Origin of the sequence: Streptomyces sp. NPDC001315, from assembly GCF_042896175.1 — a bacterium.
Lineage (GTDB): Bacteria > Actinomycetota > Actinomycetes > Streptomycetales > Streptomycetaceae > Streptomyces.
Map to the genome: position 1 here is coordinate 1,422,551 of NZ_JBIAWZ010000001.1, position 24,188 is coordinate 1,446,738.

Below are 24,188 nucleotides of genomic sequence, written 5' to 3' on the forward strand. Positions count from 1 at the left end.
GTCACCGGGGACCGGTGACCCCCGATCATTCGCTACGCGGTCGCCTTCGAGCGGGCGTAGATCTCGTCGGGTTTCGGGAACTCCACAGCCGGTGACAGCCGAAGATCCCCGGAATCCTCCTCGTAGTAGTAGTACAGGCCGAACTCACCCGGCTCCGATCCGCACTGCCCCGCCGCGAAGGTGACGGAGATCCACTCGCTGCCTCCTGCGGGCACGGTGTCCACGCCCCAGGAGAACGGGCATTCCGGCTTGGTGTCGGACTTCTCCATCAGGCTGCTCAGCTGGAGCTGGGCTCCTGCCGAGATGGTGCCCGTCCCGCCCTTCTCGAAGGTGATCCCGTCGCCTCCGGGGTTGCTCCAGGAGCCGACGATCTGGCCTTGCGTGGGGACGGGGAGGTTTTCTTCCTTCTCGCAGGCGGACAGTCCCGTGACGAGGACGGCGGAGACGGCGACGGCGAAAAGGGCCCGTCTGCCTCTCCTAGTACGGCACATAGATTTCCTCGATCCAGTTGATCTTCACGGTGATGTCCGTCTGACCGTCGGGCCAGATCTGCTTGGCAACGTTGGAGCCCGCCTTCATGACCGGGTTGGAGCTGCCGTTCTTGTACCCGTCGTCCGAGAGGCTGCGCGTCGCCGAGGCTACCGTCATGGTGTTGGAGATCGACACCTTCACCTGGCCGACCAGGGCTCCGTGGTCCCACTCCGAGTCCGTCCTGGGCGGCTCGCAGGCCACCCCGAGCAGGTCGTAGTCGAGGTTGTAGGAACCGAGCGCCATGCTCGCCGGGCTGGCCCCGTAGATGCCCTCGGTGAGGAACCCGGTGAAGTCCGTGAGGCCTTCCCAGATCTTCTCGCCGTCGGTGCGGTCGGCGTGCGACTTGTCGAACGATCCCTTCGCCGTGTACACACCGTCCTTGATCATGCCCTGCATCTTGCGGATGAAGGACCGGAAGTGGTCCTCTGTGCGCAACTGCCGGACGAACTCGCCGTCCGGGGGCAGGGTGACCTCGGACGGTCCGCCCTTCGCCCACAGCATGACCAACTCCTGGGCGGAGAGGTCCATGGCCTTGCTCTTCTTGCCCTCCTTGCGCTCCGGTTCGGGGTTCGGCCCCTTCTTGAAGCTCGGCTTCTTGAAGACGGCGACGTCGACGGAGGTCGTCCGGCCGGCGCGGGTGGTCACCGTGGCGCTGATGTACGTGTTGGACGTTCCCGGGACCTTGGTCGTGTAGGTCCGGGTGGAGTGGTAGACCCACGTCCCGTTCTGGCCCATCGTCATGTAGTCGCGGTACGTGCCGCCCTTGCCGTCGCTGCACCCGCGCTCGCAGTCCGTGATGGGCCGCAGACCGGTCGGGTCGGTCTTGGTGACGGGGGTGTTGTTGGCGTAGGCGTAGCCGTTCATGGACTCGTGGTCCTCGGGGACCAGGACCGGGTCGACCGAGAGGAACCGTCCGGTGGTCGGGTCGTACTCACGGGCACCGACGTGGATCAGGCCGGTGCCGGAGTCGACGGGCTTGCCGAGGAAGCCCTTGTCGTCGGGCCACAGCGAGGGTGTCGCGCCGCGGGTCTCGCCGAACGGCTTGGTGTAGCGGCGGGTGACGGCCTGGGTGGTGGCGTCGACGGCCATCGAGGCGGTGCCGTGGTGGTCGTCGACCATCCAGGACAGGCCGGTCTCCGTGCGCACGGCGGTGACGTCACCGGCCGCGTAGTAGCGCTGAGCGGTGAACTTTTTGGCCCCCGTGTCGTAGTGGAGTTCCTGACCGGCCAGGTAGAGGACGGTCTTGCCGGGGTCGCGGCGGATCAGGAGATCGCCGTTGGCGTCGTACAGGTAGTCGGTGGTCTTGGTGCCCTCCGTGAGGCGGACGAGCTCTCCCTCGATGTCCCAAGTGAGGCTCTGCGCGACACCGGTGGTGCCGTACCGCTTGGTGGTGTTGCCCTGCTCGTCGTACGTCAGGGACTTGGCCGTGCCTCCGTTGACCGTGAGCGAGGTCAGGCTGTGCGGCTGGCCGCCGCCGGTGGCGTTGACGGCCGGGTAGCCGTAGGCGGTCGTCGCGTCACCCCCCGTGGCCTTGTGCTCGACCTGGGTGTCGCGCAGGCCGCCTGGCTTGTACGTCCAGCTGGTCCAGTACGGGGCCGGACCACCGAGCGCGGTCGCCGAGCGGGCGGTGGCGCAGTCGTTGGACGACGGGGTCCAGGCCTCGGTCAGGCGGCGGTAGCCGTCGTAGGCGAAGCACTGGGTGTCCTTGCCGTTGGCCTTGTCCGTGACCGACTTGACGTTGCCGGTGGCGTCGTAGACGTAGTCGACGTCGCTGGTGTAACCGGCGTTGGTCTGGTCGACCGTGTGCATGTTCGACAGGCGGCGGGTGCCGTCCTCGTAGCGGTTGAGGATCTGGAGCTGCTTCGCCCCGGTGGAGGTGCCCAGGCGGGTCTCCTCGATCTCGCCGTACGGGGAGTAGCCGATGTTCTGGACGTAGTCGGTCATGCCATCGGTGCCGGTGAGCATGCCGAGGCCGTTGTAGCTGTTGGCGACGGTCTCGGCGGGCAGGCCGGCCACCGCGGGCATCGACGTGGACTGGACGGTGCCGTCCCTGTTGTAGACGGTGGAGGTGGTGAAGGTCTGCGGCGCGCCCGCGGCGACGAGGGGGTCGCCGGCCGCGATGACGGTCTTGGTGCCCTTGGGGCGGCCGAGGCTGTCGTAGCCGGTGACGACCTGGGAGTAGATCTTGCCGGTGGTGCCGCCGACGTACCGGATGGCCGCGGTCACCTGTCCCTTGGCGAGAGAGTCGTAGGTGAACTTGGTCAGCTGGTGGGCGTTGTCCTTCACCCCGTCCCAGGTGCCGGTCTTGCGACCGAGCTCGTCGTAGTCGGTGATCAGCGTGCGGGTGACCTGCTCCAGGGTCGTGGTGGTGGTCACCGGCTGGTCGGCGTCGTTGTAGGCGGTGGTGACGGTGCCCTTGTCGGGGTCGGTGGAGGTGGTCTTGCGGCCGCGCAGGTCGTAGCCGTACGACCAGACGGCGTTGTCCGGGCCCGTCATCTTCGTCAGCCGGCCGGATGGGTCGTGCTCGAAGAGGGTGCGGGTGTAGTCCGTGCCGGTCGGGACGGGGCCGCCGTACTCACGGCGCTCGACGATCCGGCCCCGGGTGTCGGTGATGCTCAGGGTGCCGGTGCCGCCCTGCGCGGCGGTGACGGCGGTGCGGTCGCCCTGGTACTCGGTCTTGGTGCGCCACTTCTCCTGGTCGTAGACCCGGAAGACCGACTCGGTGGCGCGGCCGGCGGCGTCGTAGACCGTCTCTGTGGAGGCGGGAACGGAGCCGGGGAAGGTATTGGCCAGGGTGCCCGACGGGGCGAGGTTGTCGTGGACCTGCTCGTTGGCGATGTACGCCAGGCCCCGGTCGTCGTACAGCGTCTCGGAGATCACCCGGCCGCCGTTCGGCGCGGGGACCTGCTTCTGGCGGGAGCGCAGGAGCGAGTCGAAGATCTCGTAGGAGCTGTTGTAGGTCTGTCCGTCGGCCTTGAGGGCGTCGGTGCGGACCCAGGTCTCCTTGTCGTTGTTGATGCCGTACGCGTAGACCAGGGTGGCCGCGTCGCCGAGCGCGCGGGAGCGGTCCGGCTTCCAGACCGAGCGCACACGGCCGAGCGCGTCCAGGGACCACTCGGTGACGTTGCCGTTGGCGTCGGTGGTCTTGGTGGCCGTGCCCCACGCCGGGTCCACGTCGGTGGTGGAGGAGTACAGCTTGGGGTCGGTGGTGGTCTTCGACGTCAGCGGACCGTAGCCGGTCTCGTCGGGGACGTAGGTCGTCCTGACTGTGCGGCCCAGGGCGTTGGTATCGGTGAGCGGGCGGCCCAGCTTGTCGAAGGTGGCGCCGGAGGCCTGCTGGTAGACGGGTGCCTTGGTCACCGGGTCGTAGCTCGCGACCCGGTAGGTGGCGGTGATGTCGCCCTTGGTGGGCGCCACGCCGACCGCCTGGCTGTCGTAGGCCGTGGTGGCGTCGGAGATGACGTCGCCGGGGATGGTCGGAATGGCCGTGCAGCCGACGGAGTAGACCTCGACGCGGCTGACCTTGTTCACCAGCCAGTCCGTCGTGTTGCGGGCGTAGCTGGTGCGGGTGCAGGTCTCGTCGCCGGTCTTGGCGGTGTCGCCGCTGTCCTCGACTGTCATCGGCATGCCGTACGTGGTGTCGTACGTGGTCTTCTGCTTGACCGTGCGGGTTCCGGTGGTGGTCTTGGTGCGCGTGGACACCTCGCCGGCCTGGACGATCCAGGACTCGGTGGTGCCCCAGCTGTAGGTGTGGCTGCCGGTCCGGTACGACCAGGGGGTGTTGATGGTGCCGCCGACCTCGTCCGTACCGTTGTAGACGATGGTCTCGCGGACGAAGCCGGACAGCTGGCGGGCGTCGTCGATCGCGGTACCGGTGGAGTCGGTGACCTTCTCCACGCGGGGGGTGCCGTCGAGTTCCTTCTCGCCGTTCAGGCCGCGCATGTAGAGGGTGGACTTCTTCGAACGCGGGCCCTCGGAGTCACCGGAGGTCTCCACGACCTTGCCGTAGCCGCGCCACTGCGACCAGGTGCGGTTGGAGGCCTTGGTCAGGCCCTCGTCGTCGGCGTAACCCCAGCCGGCGCCGCCCTGGTAGTCGTAGTACGTCTCACCGGTGTCGCCGTGACCGTAGGGGTCGTCCTGGAAGGTCGACGTGACGACGTACTTGTGGAACCAGTCGGTGACCGGGGTTGCCCCGGACTGGGACCACTTGACCGGGAAGCAGCGGCGGGTGTTCTTGTCGACGTCCGCCGGCATGCTCGAGCCCCAGACGCAGTCGGGGTCGGAGTAGTTGACGGTGATGGTCGAGCCGGTCTCGGATTTGATGGTGCGCACACGCCACTTGATGTAGCGCAGGGTGTCCGGGCCGCTGCCCTCGACGTGGTTGGACAACTGGATGCCGCCGAAGACGATCGCCGGGAGCTGGGCGGCGGTGGTGTTGGCCTGGCCGGTGTTCTGGATGGACTTCAGCCACAGGCTCGGCGAGGAGGCGTCGCCGGTGTCGGGGAAGTCCTGCTCCAGGTGCCAGGTGTCGACGTCCCGCTGGGTGGTGCCGCTGCCGCTCCACACCGACGTGGTGACGTCGGTCAGGCGCTTGCGGGTGAAGAAGGACGGGCCGATCTGCGTGCTGCACTTGGTGCCGGCCGCGCAGATCATGTCGTACGGCACGTCAGGCCAGTTGGCCTTGGTCGTCGACGTCAGGCTCGTGCACGAGGTCAGGCAGCGCTCGGCGTAGGTGAAGCGGACCTGCTGGGCGGCGGGCTTGCTGTAGATCAGGTCGCTGCGCAGGCCGTAGTCGATGCGGTTGAGGTAGCCGCCGCGGATGTAGCCGGTGCCGTTGACGGTGGTGTCGGCGTTCTTGGAGTAGTAGTTCGTCTCCGGGGTGTACCAGTAGGTGGAGGCGTTTCCGTGGGTGTCCACGACGTAGTCCAGGTTCCAGCGCCAGGCCTGCGTACAGAAGGAGTCAGCGAAACCGGTGGACTTGTAGCACGGTTCGCCGGAGTCGTCGCCGAAGACCGGCAGCGTCCACACCGAGTTGGTGACCGGGTCGTCGTCGCTGGTGTCCGTGGTGCCCTTGTCGCTCCAGCCGGGCAGGCGGTGCTTGCCGAAGAAGTACTGGGTGCCGGAGGCGTCCGTGACCTTCCAGTACTCGGTGTTGTCGTCGCCGTTGCCGGTGGCACCGGTCAGGTGCTCGACGCGGGAGCCGTCCTCGTTCTTCACCTTCCAGCTGCCGCCGGACGCCTGCGACAGCGCGGCGGTGTCACACGCTGCCTTGTCCGCACAGGTGTTGACGAGTTCCACGGCCTTGCCGTTGAGGACGAGCGTGGCGTTGGCGTACTTCCAGCACTGGTCGCCCTTGCCGGTCTGCCCGTCGTCCTTGCAGGAGGCGTACTTGCGCTCGATGTAGGACTCGGTCATCGAGAAGCCTTCGCCGATCACCGAGGTCTGGTTGTTCTCCCCGGCCGTACGTCCGTCCACTGAACCGGAGTTGTAGGAGATGGACAGGTTCGGGGACGGGCCCGCCGTCGCCGGGGGAACCCGCAGCGGGTAGTTCCAGGTGAAGTCACCCGTGCTGCCGCCGGCCTCCCAGGTCGCGGTCGGGGACAGGGGGGTGGCGCCGTAGTCGCTGCCGCCGCCGGAGCTGTCGGCGGTGGCCGCCAGCAGCATCGGGGTGCCGGCCGCGAGGGTGCGGGCCGAGACGGTGCCGGTCAGGCTCTGGGACGCGGCGTCATTGTCCGCGCCCGCCACCGGACTCTGGGTACGGCAGGACTTCTTCTCCGGAGTGGTCAGCGCACACGCCGGGAGCGTCACCAGGCGCAGCCGGGGGCCGAAGTTGCCGCCGTAGACGTCGTTGAAGGAGGAGTAGTCCAGGGAGACCCGGAGCTTGTCGGTGTCGCCGGTGGAGTTGCCGGAGGCGGCTCCCGCCGGGTCGACGGTGAGCAGGACGCCGTTGACGCCCGCCTTCTTCGCGGCCGACTGGGCGTGGACGCTGAGCGCCACCTTCTCGGCCGGACCGGTGGCCTTGGCCGCGGTCTTGTTCTTCGCCGTCCTGGACGCCGGGGCGGCGGGCTCCTGGGCCAGCTTCACGCCGAACCCGCCGACGGTGACTGCGGCCTCGCCGGTCGCCGCGACCTCGGCGGTGGCCTTGCCGGCCTTCGGCCACGCGGCTTTCTTCAGCCGCTCACGGGTCTCACGGGAGGCGGAGGCGGCCTTGTCCTTCGGGGCCTTTGACGTGCCGGGCTTGAGCACGCCCACCTTGTCGATCTTCGCGTCGGACCGGTTCTCCAGCGGCTTGCGGGCCGCCGCGGACTGGGCCTGGGCGGTGAAGTCGTAGCCCGACGGAAGCATGACCTGAGGTAGGAGGGACAGGGAGGCGACCAGTGCGCCACGGCCGAGCCAGCGGCGTATGACCGCCCCTGGCAAGCGTGGGCGGGAGGGTGATGGAGACAATGTTTTCCCGTTTTCTGGATAGGGGCAGAGGCGCTCGGGCAGCGGCGGGCACCCGAGAACGCCGGGTCTCGACGGCGCGTCGGTGAAGGCGCGCAGTGGTGCGAGCGGAAACAGGGCGGGGGGGGGGGGGGGGGGGGGGCGCCCCCCCCCCCCCCCCCCCCCCCCCGGCGGGGGGGGGGGCGGGGGGGGGGGGGGGGGGGGGGGCGGGGCGGGGGGGGGGGCCCCCCGGGGGGGGGGGGGCGGGGGGGGCCCCCCCCCCCCCCCCCCACCCCGCTGCTACTGCTGCTCGGTGTTGCGCCGGTTGGCGATCGTGTCGGTGGAGGTGGCTCCGGCCCAGATGCGGACGCTGTCGATCGTCCCGGGGAAGTAGCGCGCGGCAGCGCCGTTGATCTTCGCCCGGCCGATCTCGAACGCTCCGCCGGCCTGCCAGGGGGCCGAGTACGACACGCCGTCCTCATCACCCATCAGCGCGCTGTCGACGTAGAGCTTGAGCGCGCCGAGCTTGGAGGTGTCGTCGGGGTCGGCGGCCGCCTGGGCGTCGTAGACGACCGTCAGCATGACCGGGACGCCCAGCTGGGCCGTGGTGAGCGCAGTGGACTCGCTCTTGGTCCACACCGCTCCGGTGCCGTCCTTGTCGGGACGGCCGAACGTCCACCGCCCCTGGGTGCTGCCGGCCGGCTGCTCGTACCAGACACCCCAGGCGGACTGGCTCGTCCCGGACTGGCCGAACACCTGCACCGCGTACGACTTGCTGGTGTCGGCGAGCTTGGCGGGGTCCAGCGTGACCCAGGCGGTCGCGGTGAACGAACCGGAGTCGTCGACGACCGGGCCGGTGGCGGTGGCGTACGCGCTGGTGCCGTTCAGGGTCATTGTCTGCCTGGTGGTGACCTCTTCGCCGATGTCCGGGTCACCGGTGGTGATCTGGGTGAGCGCGGCCCCGCTGAGGGTGAGGTTCCGGCCGAAGCCGCTGGTGTCCTTGACCGTGGTGCCGGTCGCGTTCGCCGTGTCCGTGGCGTCCCACTTGGCGACGAGCGCGGGGACCGGGTCGCCGGAGGTGCCGTCGCTGAGGTCCTCGTCCTCGAGCCAGGCGTCGTGGGCGACTTCGGTGTCGGCGAGGGCGCGGGACCAGACCTTTACCTCGTCGATGGTTCCGGAGAAGTTCTCCTTGCCGGTCGCGGCGTGCCACAGCCGTCCGACCTGGAGGTTGCCGGACGCCTTCCAGGGGGTCGTGAACGGCACCGGAGTGCCCTGCGGGACGCCGTTGACGTAGAGCTGGAGGGTCTGCCCGGCCGCGTCGTACACGCCCGCCAGGTGGGTCCAGACGTTCAGGACCGGCGGCTTGGTGCCGATCGAGCGGGTGATCCCGGGATCGACGACATCCGTCTGGTGGCGGTTGAAGATCCAGGCGTTGTAGGCCGTCGAGTAGTACAGCTGGAACCCGGAGGCGTTCGTGCCCGCCTGGGACAGGACGGTGTAGTTGACGTCCTTCTTCGTCAGACGCGCCCAGGCCGACACGGTGAAGGACTTGGTGGTGTCCAAGACCGCGCCGGTTGTGGAGAGGTAGGCGGTCGTACCGTTGAGCTTCGCGGCGCCTGAGCCGTTGCGGGCCAGGGTGTCCCAGGTGGCTCCCGAGGAGGTCAGCGGGTGCTGGGTGGCGGTGGTGGAGTCGGTGAGGGCGTTGTCCAGGTGCCAGATCCCCGAGGGCTGTTCGGCGCCCTTCACCAGGAAGCTGTAGTAGCCGGTGAGCGAGCTGTGGCCGGCCGCGTCGTAGCCCCAGACCTGGATGGTGTTCTCACCGGCCTGGTTCGGCGGGATCGACTGCGTGGTGGCCGCGCCCTTGGCGACGGTGATCGGAGCGGAAACCGCGCCGCTGTTCAGCTTCCACTTGTAGCTGACGACGTCCGACTGGACGCCGGCCGTGGTGGGGTTGGTGTCCGCGGGGGTGAAGGTGAACTTCCCCTGTATGCCCACCCCGCCCGCGGCCGGGTCGGTCTCGGCCGGCTTGTAGACGCCGTCCGCGCTGGTCACCACCGGAGGCGGCGGCGAGTCGGTGTCCACCCGGAAGTAGCACCAGGACGACCAGGCCGAGTCCAGGACACCGGTGTCGCCCCGGTCCGTCTTGTAGTACGCCTGCGTCTTGACCCGCATCCGGTAGTCGGTCTGGGCCGGCAGCGTGCTGGTGGACGCGTCGCGGACGGCGTTGTCGGCCACCCAGGCACTGTCCGGCGAGGCCGCGTACCAGGCGCGGCTGGACCCGTCGGCCTTCCACACCTCGAACAGGGCGCGCACCTGGGCGCTGGAGCCGTCGGCCGACTGCACCGTGGCCAGCATCTTCGGCGTGGTGTCGCTGGTGGCGAAGGGCAGCGTGGAGGCGTTGCAGGCCCGCCCGGTGGTGCCCTGCTGCACGCCGTACGAGGTCGGCTTGTCCGGGTAGGACACGTAGGTCACCGACAGCTTCGCGTCGTCACGGAACCGCGCCCAGGAGGCCGCGTCGGACTCGTCGTGCGCGGTCAGCGAGAAGGTGATCTGCGATTCCTTGTTCGCGGCGTAGGAGGCGAGGGTCGTCGTCAGGTTCTCGTTCGTCTCCTCGCCCACGTTGTCGCTGAAGCGCACCCAGTTCGCCGGCTGGGACGGGCTGCACAGGCCGCCCCGCCCGTAGGCCACGTACCGGTCGCCCATCAGGTCCACCCCGGTGGGGCGGCCCGACCACGTGGTGCTGGAGGAGATGCCCTTGTCCACACGGCTCAGGTCGTACCAGTGCGGATCGCAGGTGAACGTCCACACCTGGTACACCTCAAGTGTCGCGTCCAGGACCTTCTTGCCGTGGATCGACGACAGCGGGTACTCGAAGTACATGCGCTGGGTGTACGGGCTGCTGGAGCAGAGGTAGCCGGCGTAGTTGGAGCAGCGCCCCACGCCCTTGTCCCCGTCGAACTCCCAGTACTTGGTGCCGTTGGAGGCCAGAGCCGTCCAGTCGCCCAGCGCGATGCCCTTGGTCGGCGGGTCGATGTAGAGCGGGAAGACGGTGTCCTCGCCGTGGAGCAGGGCCGGATCGGGCGTGATCTCCAGGGTGGTGCCGGTGACCTTGAGCGGGAGCTCGGCCGCCGCGTCACCGCTGCCCGGGCCCTCCGTAGGGGCCGGCTCGCCCTGGGCGGCGGGCAGCGGAGCCGCCTCCGTCGCCTCCGGCTCACCCTCGGCCTCTGCCGAAGGAGCAGTAGTGCGGGCGAGTTGCGTGGTGACGCCGGCCGTGGCGGTGCCAGTGGCCGGGGTGTCACCGGCCGAGTCCCACATCCGCCCCGCCGGGCTCTCGAAGACCGGGGTGCCGTCGCCGTCGCGCGCGACAAAACCGCCGTCGGCCGTCGGGGTGATGTCCAGGCCGCCGCCGGAGAGGGTCATCCTGATCGTCGCGAGCGCCGGGTTCTCCGCCGCCGCCGCAGTTTTGACCACGAGCACCGACGTGTAGCCGGAGCTCAGCGCGGTCAGTTTCAGATCGACGTCCGGGAGGACTCCGGGGTAGGTGGCGGTGTCGCCGTCGAGCCGGGGCTCGGGGAGCGCGCTGGGCCAGCCGAACTGCAGCTCGTGCCCCTCGTCCTCCAGCGTGACCAGTCCGTCCCCGCTGCCGCCGCCCGAGAAGGTGAGACCGGCCGTCGTGTTCTTCGCCCGCACCAAGCCGTCGGCCTCGCGCACGAGGGTGGTGTCGATGGCGGCCCAGCTGCCGTCGTCCTTGCGTGCACGGACCGGAGCGGCGTTCATCTCCTGCGTGAAGGTGCCGTCCGGGTTGGCGAAAACCTGGGACGACTCGGTGGTCGCCGCCTCCACTGACACCCGCTCACCGGTCTCCGCCGCGAGCGCACTCGCCTCCGCCTCCGGAGTCCGGTCCCCCGCTACCGAGGCCGCCCCGTCATCGGCGAGGGCCGGACTCGCCCCGGCCCCGAGCACCGGAACCGCAACCCCCAGGAGCGTGACGGCTATCGCCCAGCTCCCCACCGCCTGACGCCAGCCGTGCCGCCGTTTTTGCGTGAACACGCCCCCACCCGTTCTCTTAAAATTTCATTACAAGAAGCTGTGAGGATCATGTGTTTATCGATCATGTTGGTCAATGGTGTCGCATATCACATTGATATCTTTGCGTCCCGCCGGTACAGCGTGCCGGTCAGCGATTGCCCTGGGTGGCACCCCAGAGGAAATCTCACCTTCACTCGAGCGGGAGATGCCCCCATGGCGGCCGGATCATCAACAACGGCTCGATCTCGGCCCACACGCCCCGCTCGCACTCCGCCGCCTGCACCGCGACCAAGCACGCACTGACGGGCCTGACCAAGTCCCTGTCACTGAACGGGCGGCCGTACGGAATCGCGGTCGGGCAGATCGACATCGGCAACGCCGCCGCCGACATGACGGCCCGTACGCAGAGGGCGCTCTCCAGGCGAACGGGGAGCCGGCCCCCGAGCCTGTGATGGACGTGGCCGACGTGGCACGCACCGTGCGGCACATGGCGAAGCTGCCGCTGGAGGCGAACGTGCAGTTCGCGACCGTACCGGCGACGACGAAGCCGTACCCGGGGCGCGGCCGAGCGCGTCCCACGGGTCGTCAACTCCTCAACCTGCACAAACGGAATTCGACCATCCGAACCATTGCGGCCGGTATCGGCCTTATGCTCAAATCACCTACACAAGAGCTTCACATTTGGAATAGTGAGGTTCCGCAAGCCATACCGAGGGGGGAGGCGGCAGCCGTTCCATGGCGTCGGGTGGGGGTGGACCTCGCGTGGGACCGCGGGGTACGCACCGATCCGTGGAACGGCTGCCGCGCACATCACCCCAGGTGCCGGCCGGCGCGGCCCGCCGAGCGCCTGCGCAGCGCGTACGCCCCGCCCGCCACCAGCACGACCGCCCCCGCGCCCCCTTCCAGCAGCCGCCACGGCGAAGTGCCGTCCGCCGCCGCGGCCGGTGATCCGGCCGCCGCCCGCGCCGCCTTCCGTGACGGCGACACGCTCGCCCCGCCCTCGCTCAGCGGCTCGGCCAGCGTGCCCACCGCCTGCGCCGAACCCGCCTTCGCGAAGCCCCAGTCGAGCAGCGCGGCCGTCTCCTCGTAGACGGCGTTGTAGCCGCTCTTGGGATGCATCACGGTGACGAGCAGGGTGCGGCCGCCACGGGTGGCGGCACCGGTGAAGGTGTTGCCGGCGTTGCTGGTGTAACCGTTCTTCACCCCTATCAGGCCCTTGTACGTCTTCACCCCGTACGTGCCCGACAACAGCCGGTCGGTGTTCTGGATCTGGAACGTCTTCTTGCCGCCCGCCGGGAAGTCGGCCGTCCTCGTCGCGCAGTACGCGCGGAAGTCGGCGTCCTTCAGCCCGTGCCGGGCGAAGAGCGTGAGGTCGTACGCCGAGGACAGCTGCCCCTTGTGGTCGAAGCCGTCCGGGCTGACCACATGCGTGTCCAGGGCCTGCAGGTCCTCGGCCTTGGCCTGCATCTCGGCGACCGTCCGCGCCAGCCCGCCGTTCATGCGGGCGAGCACATGCACCGCGTCGTTGCCGGAGCGCAGGAAGACGCCCTGCCACAACTGCTCGACGGTGTACGTGATCCCCGCCTTGACGCCGACGAGGCTGGACCCCGCCGGTATCCCGGCCAGGTCCGCGTCGGTGACCGTGTACCGCTCGGTCCGCTCGAACTTCGCCAGGACGGTGGCGGCGAACAGCATCTTCAGCGTGGACGCCGGCGCCAGGCGCTGGTGCGCGCGGTAGGAGGCGAGCACCTCGCCGGTGTCGTGGTCGGCGACCAGCCAGGCACGGGCGGAGAGCTTCCCGGGCAGCCCGGTGGCGCCCCGCACCTGGACCCCGGCACGGGCCAGCCGCTCGCCGCCGACCACGCCGGGCGAATCCGTCGCGGCGGACGCGGACGCGGACGTGGATGCGGAAGCGGATGCGGAAGCGGATGCGGGCACGGCAGCGGCCAGCGGGACGGCCGCGGTGAGGGCGAGCAGGGAACGCCGGCTCAGCCGGGAGGATTCGCGCACCCTGGGACCGTACAAAGTGAGTCTGTGACGCCGTACAGCGGGTCCGTGAAGTCCGTGAAGGGGATCCCTGGGAAACCGACGGCCCAGCGATTGAACAGGGCTTTCCTGGCAATGAGCCCATCACAGCTTAGGAATCAGCTGTCTTACCGAAATCTGATTCCGGGCCGCACATTCTCAGTCCTCACACATCCTTTACTCAGTAGGACTCAAAGGTTTCTCCCTAGCTTGTGGCCGCGCCCACAGCGGGCGCCAAGAACCTTCGAGGAACGGGATGTTTGGCATCTATCTCAAGCGCGAGCTGAGCCGGCGCAAGAAAGCGGCTCTGGTCATCGCACTGGGTCTGGCGCTCGGAATCGCCCTGGTCATCACCGTCAACTCGGTGTCGGCCGGCATGAATCAGGCCCAGGACAAGGTCCTGAAGTCGCTCTACGGCCTCGGCACCGACATGACGGTCACCAAGGCCCGCACGGCCCCCACCAGCAACAGCTCGCAGCGACCGAACTTCCAGTTCGACGCGAAATCCGAGGACGCCGACTCGACGCAGAGCTCCGACCGGGTGATGACGCAGGGCGGTCAGGCACTGGCGTCCTCCCTCGTCACGAAGGTCTCCGCACAGAAGGGCGTGTCCAGTGCGGTCGGCGCGCTCAGCCTGAACGTCACCAAGGTCGACGGCTCCTTCACCCAGGGCAAGGCCCAGAGCTCGACCAGCGGCCAGGGCGGCCAGGGCGGCCCCGGCGGCACCAGCAGCGGCGGCGGTCAGCCCCAGGTGCAGGGCGGTGGCGCCTCGTTCGACGTGAACGCGTACTCGGTCGTCGGCGTCGACGTCGCCAACCAGAACCTGGGCCCGCTGTCCACGTCGAAGATCACCTCCGGCAAGACCTTCACGACCGCGCAGACCAACGCCAAGGTCGCCGTGCTCAGCAAGTCGTACGCCAAGGAGAACAAGTACAAGGTCGGCTCGACCTTCAAGATCTCCGGCACCAAGTACACGGTCATCGGCATCGCGACGCCCGACAGCAGCGACTCCACCACGGACGTCTACCTGCCGCTGAAGCAGGCGCAGACGCTGGGCGACTCGAAGAACAAGGTCACCACGATCTACGTCAAGGCGACCGGCTCCAAGCAGATCGACGCCGTCAAGGCGACGATCCAGAAGAACATCTCGGGTACGACGGTCACCACCTCCGCCGACCTCGCGGACACCGTCTCCGGCTCGCTGTCCACCGCCTCCGACCTGGCGACCAACGTCGGCAAGTGGCTGTCCATCGCGGTGCTGGTCGCCGCGTTCCTGGTGGCCGCGCTGCTGACCTCCTCGGCCGTGTCCCGCCGGGTGCGGGAGTTCGGCACCCTGAAGGCGCTCGGCTGGCCAAGCCGCCGGGTGACCCGTCAGGTCGTCGGCGAGTCCATGGTCAACGGTCTGCTCGGCGGTGCCCTCGGCATCGCCCTGGGCCTGGCCGGCGCGTACACGGTCACCGCGATCAGCCCGAAGCTGACCGCGCAGCTCGGCAGCACCGGCGGCATGGGCGGCGGCCCGGGCGGCGGCCCGGGCCAGCAGGCGTCCCAGAACACCATGGAGATCGCCCTGTCGGCCCCGGTCTCGGTGACCACCATCGCGCTCTCCGTGGGCCTCGCGGTCGCCGGCGGTCTGATCGCCGGTGCCATGGGCGGCTGGCGCGCCTCCCGGATGCGCCCGGCCGACGCCCTGCGCAGCGTCTCGTAACACCCCCTGTGCCGGGGCGCCGCCTCACCCTTCCCCCCGGGAGGCGGCGCCCCTCCCCCACTTCCCCCACTTCCCCCTCTTCCTCCCCTTCCTCCTCAACTCACGGAGCACCCATGTACAGACTCACCGGCGTCACCAAGCGCTACACGCGGGGCAAGGAGACGGTGGAGGCGCTGCGCGGCATCGACCTCGCGATCGAGGACGGCGACCAGCTCGTCATCCAGGGCCCCACCGGCGGCGGCAAGTCGACGCTGCTGCAGATGATCGGCGGCCTGGACCGTCCCTCCGAGGGCAGCGTCGAGCTGGACGGCGTCGACCTCGCGCGCATCAGCGAGGCCAAGCTGACCCGGCTGCGCGCCGAGAAGATCGGCATCATCTTCCAGGCGTTCAACCTCATCCCGACGCTGACCGCCCAGGAGAACGTCGAGACCGCCCTCGTCCCGCTCGGCGTCAAGCCCGCCGAGCGGCGCGAGCGCGCGGCCGAGGCGCTGCGCTCGGTCGGCCTCGGCGAGCGGCTCGGCCACGTCCCGACCGAACTGTCCGGCGGCCAGCAGCAGCGCGTCGCCATCGCCCGCGCGCTGGTCAAGAAGCCGAAGGTGCTGCTCGCCGACGAGCCCACCGGCAACCTCGACGAGGGCACCCGCGACGACATCATGGGCCTGCTGGAAGGCCTGTGGCACGAGTACGGCCTGACCTTCATCATGGTCACCCACGACTCGTCCATCGCCCGCCGCGCCCCGCGCCTGGCCACCATCAAGGCCGGCCAGATCACGCTGACCGAGCGGGGCGGCGGCCGGCAGTACGCGCAGCAGGCGCACGGCGGCCAGGGCTACTGAGCGCCCTCGCGGGTCCCGCCGGGGCCGTTCACCTCCCCGAGTATCCGGTCGGCCTCGGCCAACTGCCCGGCGGTGAGCGGCCCCTTCGCGATGGCGCCCGCGTTCTCCTCGGCCTGCGCGAGCGACCAAAAGCCCTGGATCGGCACGGTGCGCGGGCCGCGCGCCCGGATCCGGGCGAGGGCGCCCCGGGCGAGCGTACGGCCGCCGCCGGTAGGTCGTACGGGGGCTGCTTTACGCCTGCCCGGTCTCGAACCGCGAGATCCTGCCGTCGTCCGCGACCGTGAAGCTCCACCGGGTGCGCATCTCGCCCCCAGGTGTCGTTGCTGTAGCGGGCGAGGAGGGCGCGTCCGCCGGCCGACTCCCGGTCGACGTCCAGGTGACCGTGGGAGCTGAAGATCTCCCGGTCGATCCAGTCCGTGAGGTCGCGGTCGGAACCGTCGTCCGCCATGGTCGCGTCGGGCGTGAGCAGTTCCAGGAAGCCCTCGCGGTCATGAGCGTTGACGGCGGTGACGAAGGCGCGGACGGCCGGGTCGCTGAGTCTGGCGGTCTGAATCGTCATACGGGCCACGCTCGCACCGGACCCGGTGCTCCGCCACCCGAACGGCGTCCCGGGCAGGACCGCCGGGCGTCAGGAGTGCGACGGTGGAACCGTGGAAACCCGGGGGGACCTGTTCCCGCTGACGACTCTGGGGAGTCCTCGTGACCTGTTACGACCGACGTGATCTGGGCCTGCTGCTGCTCCGACTGGGTACCGGCGGAGTGCTGGCCGCGCACGGCACGCAGAAGCTGTTCGGCTGGTTCGGCGGCCATGGGCTCGAGGGGACCGGCCAGTGGATGGAGTCCATCGGGTACGCGCCCGGGAAGGCGAGCGCGGTGGCGGCGGGCCTTGCGGAGACGGGCGGCGGCGCGCTGCTGGCGCTGGGGCTCGCGACTCCGGCGGCGGGCGCCGCAGCGGCCGGCGCCATGTCCGGAGCCGCCGCTGTTCATGCTCCCGCCGGGTTCTTCGCTCAGGAGGGTGGCTACGAGTACGCGGCGAGTCTTGCCCTGGCCGCCACCGGGCTCGCGGTGACGGGGCCGGGCCGGCTCTCCCTCGACCATGCGCTCGGGCACGTATTCGACCGGGGGTGGATGGTCCCGGTGGCGCTCGGGACGACGGCCGCGGTCACCACGCTGGTCGTGGGCCTGCGCAACAAGCGGCTGCGGGAGAAGGCGGAGGGCGAGCAGGAGGCGCTCTTCGCGGAGTAGGTCCTCGGCGCCGGGAGGCGTGGCAGGCTGCGTCGCATGAGTGATCAGGACGCGTCCCCCGCCGCCCCGGCAACTCCGACCGCCCCCGTGGACCTCTGGGCCTCCGTCGACGGCCTGTGGGCCTGGCTGGACGCCGGCCGGCCGCACGACGGCCGGGAAGGTCTCCTGCTGCGCATGCTGAAGCTGTCGGAGGAGGTCGGCGAGGTCGCCCAGGCGGTGATCGGCGTGACCGGGCACAACCCGCGCAAGGGCACCACCCACACCTGGGAGGACGTCGAGGCGGAACTGTGCGACGTCGTCATCACCGCGCTGGTGGCGCTGCGCACGCTGACGCCCGACGCCCGCGAGGTCTTCACCCGGCACCTGACGAGGGTCACGGAGCGCTCACTGCGGCGCTGACAACCCCCTTGACTGTGGTCTTCGTTACGGGTGGGGTGCGTGTGTTCGACAGACCCGATGGGCAGTCACTGCCCGTACGTAAAGGAATCGAGTCTGTTCCGCAGGGGGAACCGTGAGTGTGTGTGTGATCGGTGCGGGTCTGTCGGGTCTCGCGGCAGCACACGCTCTCGCGGAGCGGGGGGTCGACTTCGTCTGTCTGGAGAAGGCCCCGGATGTCGGAGGAATCTGGCGGCAGCCGCAGGCCGGGGAACGTGGGCCGGCCTATCTGTCGCTGCACCTGAACAGCGTCAAGCGGCTGACCGGTTACACCGACTTCCCGATGCCCGACTCCTACCCGCTCTACCCTCGGCACAGCGACGTCGCCGCCTATCTGCGCTCCTTCGCCGACTGGGCCGGGGTGCGGGACCGGGTCGAGCTGAGCACCGAAGTGGTGTCCGTGGAGCGGGGGTCGGACGACACCTGGACGGTCGTCAGCCGGGATGCGGAGGGAGCGGAGACGTCACGGCGGTTCACGCACGTGGTCGTCGCCTCCGGTCACAACACCGAGCCGGCCATGCCGCATTCGCTGCCACCCGGCTCCGAGTCCTTCGCCGGCACCATGCTCCACTCCATCGACTACCGCGACGGCAGCGACTTCGCCGGACAGCGGGTCATCGTCGTAGGACTGGGCGCGTCCGCCGTGGACATCGCCGCGGACCTGTCCCGGCACGCGGCGCGAACCGTGCTGTCGGTCCGGCGTGGGCTGCACATCATGCCCAAGCAGCTGTTCGGCATACCGCTGGACGAGATGGCCGAGGTCCCGTGGTTCACGGAGATGTCCTTCGCCGAGCAGCGCACCTTCGTCGAGAAGGCGCTGCACACCGCCCGGGGCAAGCTGTCGGACTACGGACTTCCCGAGCCCGACCACCCGGTGTTCTCCTCGGCGGTGACCCTGTCGGACGAGATCTTCAGCCGGATACGGCACGGCGGGGTGACGCCCAGGCCGGCGATCGAGTCCATCGACGGCAGCCTGGTCCGCTTCACCGACGGCACCACGGAGGAAGCCGACGCGATCGTCTACTGCACCGGGTTCCGCATGGCGTTCCCCTTCCTGCCCGAGGGCTGCCCGGTGGGCCCACGGGGGTCGGTCGAGCTGTACCGGCGGGTCGTCGCGCCCGACCACCCGGGCCTGCACTTCGTCGGCCTGGTGCGTCCACTGGGCTCCATCACACGGCTCGTGGAGGCGCAGTCGCGCTGGATCGCGCAGATCGTCGAGGGCGAGGCCGTGCTGCCGTCCGCGGAGGTCATGCGCAAGGAGGTCACCGCGTACCTGACCGGCATCGCCGAGCGGTACGGGACCGCGGAGGGGTCCTCGATCCTGGTCGACGTGGCTCCTTACCTACGGGAGCTGCGCGAGGAGTGACCCTCCGCGAAGACGAGTGACGAGCAAGGCGCCGGGCCGCGGCAGGCCCGGCGTCTTTATCATGCACCTGTCATTCCCGTGTCAGTGCGCTCTCGACGCGTTCTCGATGCACCGGCCCACCGACCGCACCGGCAGGCAGCAGGACGGCCGGTGGCCGGACCCGGTACGCCTCCGAGGAGATGTAGGCGGTGACGCGCGGCGGCTTCCCCCGCTGGTCGGCGAGCGCCAGATAGGCGATGAGCCCCGTCCCGTCCTGCGGCCGCCGTGAGGTGACGGCGGCCAGCGCCGCGGCCAGCGGGGCGGTGTCCACGCCCTGTCGGCGCAGCACGGCCACCGCCCGCTCCAGGGCGTCCCCGTCGTGGCGGACGTAGTCCCGGACCGGGACGTAGAGCGTGAAGCCGCTCGGCAGTCCGCTCGCCGTCTCGGTGAAGGCGTGGCAGGACTGGACGGGCCGGCGGCCGAGTCGTACGTCCTGCCCGTCCCCGGTACCGAGGTCGGCGTCGTACCCCGCTGCGGCACGGAAGAACGCCTGGATCTCCGCCTGTCCGGGTCCGCCGCCCGTGCGGGACAGGCCGCCCGCCTCCGCGGCCGACAGGTCCTGGTGGGCGAGGTAGACCTTCACCCTGGGTTCCTCCCAGTCGCCCAGGTCCAGGGCGAAGAACAGGTGGTGGTCGGCTCGGGGCAGCGCCGTGAACGCCTGTCGGTGGCCGAGCCGGCGCAGTGCCTCGCGCACCGTTTCGGCGGAATGTTCCTGTCCGGACGCGGCGGGGTTCAGGTACACCTTGACCTTGGGGACACCGCCCGGCCGCAGCTCCAGTGCGCACCACAGCGCGAACGCGCCCTGCGGGGACGGCGGGAAGAACAGGTCCTCCAGCTCGTCCAGCCGGTCGGTGGCGAAGTCCCAGCGGCGCGCCATCGCACGCAGGAAGCGCAGTCCGGTGCGGCCGCTCTCCGCCAGGCCGCCCGCGCCGGCCCCCGGCTCCACCAGCACCCGCAGTGTCGGGGGCGCGTCCGGCTGGAAGGCGAGCGAGAACTCCACCGGGGTGTGGTCGTCGGAGAGGAAACTGTCGGAGGGCGGCGGAAGGTCCAGCGGCCGGTCCGCGACGGGCCCCAGCGCCTCGATGAGTATGCGCGCGTAGAGCTCCGCGTCGGAGGCGTCCAGACCGGCGACGTCGCACAGCCGTACCAACTGGCCCGCGGTGAACGCGCCGAGCGTCGGGGCGCCGGGCGCCGTCCGGCCGAGAAGGCGGGGCTGCGTCACCGGACCTCCCCGAAGACAAGAAGATACCCGCCCGTAGGGGCGGGTATCTCGTCTTCCTGCCTGCGGGGCAGGTCCCGTATGAGGGGGTCGAGCAACACCGTGGGGAGCTGATGTGAAGTGGCGTCGGTGGATATGAGGTCCACGACACCTCCCTTGTCTCGTGACCAACACGTTATGCCGCGTTGCTCACTACCCCCATGGTTGAAGCGTCATGCAAAACTGTGAAGCCCATGGATGTTGTGTGAATCACCTTGTCAGCCAGGTCAGGAACTGGCTCCACATGCCGGAGCGTTCCGGTTTGCGGCCTGCGGCGCCGGTCTGGGGCCCCGGCGGGGGCGCCGACGCCGGGGTGGCGGCGGCAGCGGCTGGACGTCGTACCGGCCGCACGGGCGTGAAGCGGGCGGGGAGCGTGGCCAGGGCTCGGTTGAAGGGACCCGGACGCCACGTCAGGCTGTCCTCGGGGACCGCGAGTTCGACGTCGGGCAGCTGGTTGAGCAGGTTCTCGATGGCCGTCACGGTGATCTGCCGGGCGGGATCCTTGGACGGGCAGGCGTGCGGTCCCGCGCTCCACGCCAGGTGGGCGCGGTTGCTGCCGGCCTGACGCGCGGCCGTCAGTGCCGGGCCCGTGTTGGCGGCCGCGAAACTGACGAGTACCAGATCTCCCGCCTGCAGCTTCTGCCCGGCGAACTCCACGTCGGCCGCCGGGTAGTGCGGCGCGAGGTTCTGCATGGGCGGGTTCTCCCACAACGTGTCGTCGATCGCCTCGTCGATCAGACCGCCCTGGTTGGCGTACGCGTCGTGGGTGAGCAGCCGGTGCAGGGTGTTGCCGATGAGGTTGCGGAGCGGTTCGTTGCCCGCGACCAGCAGGAGCGCGAGCTGATGGACCATCTCCTCGTCGGTCAGCGCGGCCTGGTGCTGCATCAGCCACGTGGTGACGTCGTCGCCGGGCTTGGCCCGCTTGAGCGCCACCAGTTCGCCGACGGCCCCGAACAGCACCTCGACCGCCTTCTCGGCGTTGACACCGTCGAACATCCCGGTGATGCCGAAGACGACGCGGTCGCCGATGTCGGCGGGGCAGCCGAAGAGCTCGTTGAACACGAACAGCGGCAGCTGCTTGGCGTAGTCGCCGAGCAGATCGGCCGAGCCGCGCGAACCGAACTGGTCGATGAGGTAGTTGGAGACCTGCTCGGTGCTCTGGCTCAGCTTGCGCGAGTCGACCCGGGCCATGCTGTCCGTGACCGCCTGACGCAGCCTCAGGTGCTCGGCGCCGTCGCTGAACATGCAGTTGGGCCGGTACGCCAGGACCGGCGCGACCGGGCTGTCCGGGGGAATCTTGCCCTCGCCGAGGTGACGCCAGCGCCGGGCGTCCTTACGGAAGGAGCCGGAGTCCTGGAGCAGTTGCAGCGCCGCCGCGTAGTCCGTGACGAGGGTCGCCTCCACTCCCGGGGCGAGTTCGACGGGCGCGGTCGGTCCGTAGTGGCGCATGTAGTCGTAGTACGCCTGTGGATCGGCCGCGAACTCCGGCCCGTGCAGCGGCACCCGGCCGCCGGAGTTGTGTGCCGGGCACCCGGGCGGGGGCACCGGAACGGGGGACTGAGCGTCCATCTCTGCTCCTAGTGGGCACGTTCCTGCAAGTGGCGGACGAGGGTGATCAGCGCTTGCGCCGACGATCGCTCGTCCCGGGCGTCGCAGGTGACGACGGGGGTGTCGTCGAGCAGGTCGAGTGCCTCGCGCAGCGCCTGCTCCTCGCGCAGCGGCGAACCGTCGAACCGGTTGACGGCGATGGCGTAGTCGAGTCCGTACTGCTCGATCAGGTCGATGACGGCGAACGAGTCCGCCAGCCGCTCGGGGTCGACGAGGACCAGCGCGCCGAGGGCACCGCGGGCCATGTCCTCCCACATCTGCACGAAACGCTGCTGGCCGGGCGTACCGAACAGGTACAGCACGACCTGGTCGCTGATGGTCAGACGGCCGAAGTCCATGGCGACCGTGGTGGTGGTCTTGCCGTCCACGCCCTTGAGGTCGTCGACCGCCTCGGCGGCCCGCGTCATCGTCTCCTCGGTGGACAGCGGGGCGATCTCGGAGATCGCCCCGATGAACGTGGTCTTGCCCACCGCGAAGTGACCGACGACGAGGATCTTCACGGCGGTCTGCGTCGCGCCGCCGCGCACGTAGTCCCGCTCATCCAAACTTGGCCCTGAGCCCATTCAGCACCTCCTCCAGGATCTGCTTGTCGGCGAGGGGGGCACGCGCCACCGGCGGGCGGGTGACGAGGTGGCCGCTCTCGGTGAGGGCGGACAGGAGGATCTTCACCACGCCCAGGGGCAGCCGGGTGTGCCCGGCGATCTCGGCGACCGAGAGGTAGCCGGCGTCGCACAGATCCAGCAGGTTCTGCTCCTCGGGGGACAGCCGGGTGGGGCGCCGCTGGTCGTCGGCGGCCGCCGTGACGAGGGTGATCAGCGACAGCTGTTCCTCGTCGGGCAGGCCGCGGCCCTTGGTGATGACGTACGGACGTACTAACTCCGCTGTCTCCGGCTCCAGTTCGTCGCGGTACGTCATGAGCGTGCGCCGAGGTTCTCGCGCGGCGGCGTGGTCAGCGCCTTGCCGAGCTGGCCGACGAGCTGCTGCATGCGGAAGCTGATGTCCTGCATGTCGACGTCAGGAGAGGCGGAGACCCCGAGGTAGGCGCCGTCCCCGGCGGAGATCAGGAAGACCCAGCCGCCGTCGAACTCCACCAGCGTCTGCTGCCACTGGAGATGGTTTCCGTCGCAGAAGAAGGCGAGCGAACGGCTGAGCGACTGCACACCGCTCATCGCGGCGGCGACCCGGTCGGCGTTGTCCTTGTCGAAGTCCTTCGTCCGGGCCATCAGCAGCCCGTCGGCGGAGATCAGGACCGCGTGCAGGGCCCCGGGAATCTCCAGGGCGCTGTCGAGCATCCATGACAGATCGTCGTTCACGAGTACTCATGCCCTTCGCTGCCAGCACCACGGGTGCTGCTCGTCTGATCCCCGGGGTCCGCCTGCGTGGCCCGACCCGACTGCGTGCCGCGCTGGAAGGCGCCCATGATCGCCGCCGTCTCCGCGCCGGAGCGCTGTGGCGAGCGCGAGGTCGGCGCGCTGCCCGGCACGATGGCCATCGGCCGCTTGCGGCGCCGCCTCGGCAGTTCGTCGGAGGCCGCGGACACGCTCAGCGCGGGTTCGGGCGCGCTCGCGCCCGGCATGGCGCCGGCGGGCACGGCCGGAGCCGGGACCTTGTGCTCGGGCATGCTGGTGAGCAGGTCGTGCGGCAAAAGGACGACCGCGCGGACGCCGCCGTACGGTGAGGAGGAGTCCACGGACACCTCGAAGCCGAAGCGCTCGGCGAGTACGCCGATCACGGCGAAGCCGAACTGGGGCGGGTTGCCGAGCCCGGAGACACCGGAGACCCGGTCGCTGGACAGGAGCTTCTCCGCCCTGGCCCTCTCCTCGTCGTTCATGCCGACACCGGCGTCGTCGACGACGATGCAAATACCCTTGGGCACGGTGCGGATATTGATTTCGACGACGGTGTCCGGGCTGGAATAACTGGTGGCGTTGTCGAGCAGCTCGGCGAGTGCGAGTGCCACGGGTTCGACGGCCCGGCTGGTGATACCGAAGTCCACCTGTGAGAGGATTTCCACCCGGCGGAAATGCCGGATGCGGCCCTGGGCGCTGCGTACCACGTCGTAAATGGAGGCGATGTCGCGCTGCCGCCCCAGCCAGCCCTCGCACAGCACGGCGATGGACTGGGCGCGCCGACCGAACTGCGAGTTGGTGTGGTCGATTTCAAGCAGATCTTGAAGAATGACCGACTCGCCGTACTTGTTCTGCAGCCGCGAGATGACCAACTGCTGCTCGGCGGCAAGGCCCTGAAGTGTTCGCATCGCGGACTTCAGAACCGTTTTGGTCGCCTCCTCGGCTTGCTCCTGAGCTGCCTGGACGGACTGTGAGTAATGGTTCTCCAGGTCGGAGTAATGACTTCTCAACCCGTCGATCTCCTGCCGTAAAGCACGCGCTGCCCGACGCTGGCGAACAATCAAGGCAATCGCGACAAGGATGACGACGAGAAGAGCCCAGAGCACTGGGTTCTGTATGTATTCCGTCATAAGACTCTCTTCAGGCGACTGACGGCCGGCTGCCGAATTCCCGTCAATGCGGGTGGACCGGCGGACCGCCCGCACCGGGGTTACCGCCCGGACCGTCCCCAAAGTCGGGGATGCCGTCTTGCACCCATCCGCCCGCTCCGCAAGTGTGGGGATCGTATCACCGCCCGAACACATGACTGACCGTCAACATGTGCGATTCGATCACATAT

15 protein-coding genes and 3 pseudogenes are annotated in these 24,188 nt (G+C 69.5%); 6 read left to right on the forward strand and 12 right to left on the reverse strand.

Going from position 1 to position 24,188, the window contains the following annotated elements; translation table 11 throughout:
• Positions 1-32: 32 nt before the first annotated feature.
• The 3 genes from ACFY16_RS06310 to ACFY16_RS06320 all read right to left on the reverse strand — a co-directional run bounded on the left by ACFY16_RS06310 (position 33) and on the right by ACFY16_RS06320 (position 10,803).
• Positions 33-491: a hypothetical protein gene (locus tag ACFY16_RS06310; protein WP_390645897.1), complete on the reverse strand. Its 459-nt coding sequence runs from the start codon at positions 489-491 to the stop codon at positions 33-35.
• Positions 478-6,876 carry an RHS repeat-associated core domain-containing protein gene (locus ACFY16_RS06315; RefSeq protein ID WP_390645898.1) on the reverse strand — a complete coding sequence of 2,133 codons (6,399 nt, stop codon included), beginning with the start codon at positions 6,874-6,876 and terminating at the stop codon, positions 478-480. The genes ACFY16_RS06310 and ACFY16_RS06315 overlap by 14 nt, the downstream gene beginning before the upstream one ends.
• Before the next feature lie 378 nt (positions 6,877-7,254).
• Complete coding sequence (locus ACFY16_RS06320) at positions 7,255-10,803, reverse strand: LamG-like jellyroll fold domain-containing protein (RefSeq protein ID WP_390646106.1); 3,549 nt, start codon at positions 10,801-10,803, stop codon at positions 7,255-7,257.
• 389 nt (positions 10,804-11,192) lie between these two features.
• Between ACFY16_RS06320 and ACFY16_RS06325 the strand changes: the two are divergent.
• A pseudogene (locus tag ACFY16_RS06325) lies at positions 11,193-11,548 on the forward strand (SDR family oxidoreductase); the annotation flags it as partial.
• 245 nt (positions 11,549-11,793) lie between these two features.
• On the opposite strand, the gene ACFY16_RS06330 reads toward ACFY16_RS06325, so the two are convergent.
• Positions 11,794-12,993, reverse strand: coding sequence for a D-alanyl-D-alanine carboxypeptidase family protein (locus ACFY16_RS06330; protein WP_390645899.1), 1,200 nt, complete (start codon positions 12,991-12,993; stop codon positions 11,794-11,796).
• A gap of 271 nt (positions 12,994-13,264) precedes the next feature.
• Here ACFY16_RS06330 and ACFY16_RS06335 point away from each other — a divergent pair, with 271 nt between their 5' ends.
• Both ACFY16_RS06335 and ACFY16_RS06340 read left to right on the forward strand, forming a co-directional pair.
• A complete protein-coding gene (locus ACFY16_RS06335) occupies positions 13,265-14,713 on the forward strand; it encodes an ABC transporter permease (protein WP_390645900.1) in 1,449 nt (482 codons plus the stop codon).
• A gap of 113 nt (positions 14,714-14,826) precedes the next feature.
• The gene (locus ACFY16_RS06340; RefSeq protein ID WP_390645901.1) at positions 14,827-15,549 is read left to right on the forward strand and encodes an ABC transporter ATP-binding protein; all 723 of its coding nucleotides are present in this window, start codon (positions 14,827-14,829) and stop codon (positions 15,547-15,549) included.
• Here ACFY16_RS06340 and ACFY16_RS06345 read toward each other — a convergent pair.
• A pseudogene (locus ACFY16_RS06345) lies at positions 15,543-15,761 on the reverse strand (hypothetical protein); the annotation flags it as partial. The gene ACFY16_RS06340 and the pseudogene ACFY16_RS06345 overlap by 7 nt on opposite strands.
• A gap of 19 nt (positions 15,762-15,780) precedes the next feature.
• Positions 15,781-16,108: pseudogene (locus ACFY16_RS06350) on the reverse strand (nuclear transport factor 2 family protein).
• 140 nt (positions 16,109-16,248) lie between these two features.
• Between ACFY16_RS06350 and ACFY16_RS06355 the strand changes: the two are divergent.
• The 3 genes from ACFY16_RS06355 (at position 16,249) to ACFY16_RS06365 (ending at position 18,595) form a co-directional block, all read left to right on the forward strand.
• Positions 16,249-16,794, forward strand: coding sequence for a DoxX family protein (locus ACFY16_RS06355; protein ID WP_390645902.1), 546 nt, complete (start codon positions 16,249-16,251; stop codon positions 16,792-16,794).
• A 36-nt stretch (positions 16,795-16,830) separates the two neighbouring features.
• The gene (locus ACFY16_RS06360) at positions 16,831-17,193 is read left to right on the forward strand and encodes a MazG-like family protein (protein WP_390645903.1); all 363 of its coding nucleotides are present in this window, start codon (positions 16,831-16,833) and stop codon (positions 17,191-17,193) included.
• Between the two features lie 112 nt (positions 17,194-17,305).
• Positions 17,306-18,595, forward strand: a complete 1,290-nt coding sequence (locus tag ACFY16_RS06365) for a flavin-containing monooxygenase (RefSeq protein ID WP_390645904.1) — start codon at positions 17,306-17,308, stop codon at positions 18,593-18,595.
• Between the two features lie 70 nt (positions 18,596-18,665).
• On the opposite strand, the gene ACFY16_RS06370 is transcribed toward ACFY16_RS06365, so the two are convergent.
• The 6 genes from ACFY16_RS06370 to ACFY16_RS06395 all read right to left on the reverse strand — a co-directional run bounded on the left by ACFY16_RS06370 (position 18,666) and on the right by ACFY16_RS06395 (position 23,979).
• The gene (locus ACFY16_RS06370) at positions 18,666-19,856 is read right to left on the reverse strand and encodes a tryptophan dimethylallyltransferase family protein (protein WP_390645905.1); all 1,191 of its coding nucleotides are present in this window, start codon (positions 19,854-19,856) and stop codon (positions 18,666-18,668) included.
• A gap of 246 nt (positions 19,857-20,102) precedes the next feature.
• Positions 20,103-21,461 carry a cytochrome P450 gene (locus ACFY16_RS06375; RefSeq protein WP_390645906.1) on the reverse strand — a complete coding sequence of 453 codons (1,359 nt, stop codon included), beginning with the start codon at positions 21,459-21,461 and terminating at the stop codon, positions 20,103-20,105.
• 8 nt (positions 21,462-21,469) lie between these two features.
• Positions 21,470-22,063 carry an ATP/GTP-binding protein gene (locus ACFY16_RS06380; RefSeq protein ID WP_390645907.1) on the reverse strand — a complete coding sequence of 198 codons (594 nt, stop codon included), beginning with the start codon at positions 22,061-22,063 and terminating at the stop codon, positions 21,470-21,472.
• A complete protein-coding gene (locus tag ACFY16_RS06385) occupies positions 22,038-22,415 on the reverse strand; it encodes a DUF742 domain-containing protein (protein ID WP_390645908.1) in 378 nt (125 codons plus the stop codon). The genes ACFY16_RS06380 and ACFY16_RS06385 overlap by 26 nt, the downstream gene beginning before the upstream one ends.
• Entirely contained in the window at positions 22,412-22,813 is a 402-nt protein-coding gene (locus tag ACFY16_RS06390; RefSeq protein WP_390645909.1) for a roadblock/LC7 domain-containing protein, read from the reverse strand. Before ACFY16_RS06390 ends, ACFY16_RS06385 begins: the two co-directional genes overlap by 4 nt.
• Positions 22,810-23,979, reverse strand: a complete 1,170-nt coding sequence (locus ACFY16_RS06395) for an ATP-binding protein (RefSeq protein ID WP_390645910.1) — start codon at positions 23,977-23,979, stop codon at positions 22,810-22,812. The genes ACFY16_RS06390 and ACFY16_RS06395 overlap by 4 nt, the downstream gene beginning before the upstream one ends.
• Positions 23,980-24,188 lie beyond the last annotated feature (209 nt).

What these genes read in the sequence shown, in the direction of transcription:
- ACFY16_RS06310 (WP_390645897.1), bottom strand. Translation starts at nt 491, where the DNA reads ATGTGCCGTACTAGGAGAGGCAGACGGGCCCTTTTCGCCGTCGCCGTC.
- ACFY16_RS06315 (WP_390645898.1), bottom strand. Translation starts at nt 6,876, where the DNA reads ATGCTTCCGTCGGGCTACGACTTCACCGCCCAGGCCCAGTCCGCGGCG.
- ACFY16_RS06335 (WP_390645900.1), top strand. Translation starts at nt 13,265, where the DNA reads ATGTTTGGCATCTATCTCAAGCGCGAGCTGAGCCGGCGCAAGAAAGCG.
- ACFY16_RS06340 (WP_390645901.1), top strand. Translation starts at nt 14,827, where the DNA reads ATGTACAGACTCACCGGCGTCACCAAGCGCTACACGCGGGGCAAGGAG.
- ACFY16_RS06360 (WP_390645903.1), top strand. Translation starts at nt 16,831, where the DNA reads ATGAGTGATCAGGACGCGTCCCCCGCCGCCCCGGCAACTCCGACCGCC.
- ACFY16_RS06375 (WP_390645906.1), bottom strand. Translation starts at nt 21,461, where the DNA reads ATGGACGCTCAGTCCCCCGTTCCGGTGCCCCCGCCCGGGTGCCCGGCA.
- ACFY16_RS06380 (WP_390645907.1), bottom strand. Translation starts at nt 22,063, where the DNA reads ATGGGCTCAGGGCCAAGTTTGGATGAGCGGGACTACGTGCGCGGCGGC.
- ACFY16_RS06385 (WP_390645908.1), bottom strand. Translation starts at nt 22,415, where the DNA reads ATGACGTACCGCGACGAACTGGAGCCGGAGACAGCGGAGTTAGTACGT.
- ACFY16_RS06395 (WP_390645910.1), bottom strand. Translation starts at nt 23,979, where the DNA reads ATGACGGAATACATACAGAACCCAGTGCTCTGGGCTCTTCTCGTCGTC.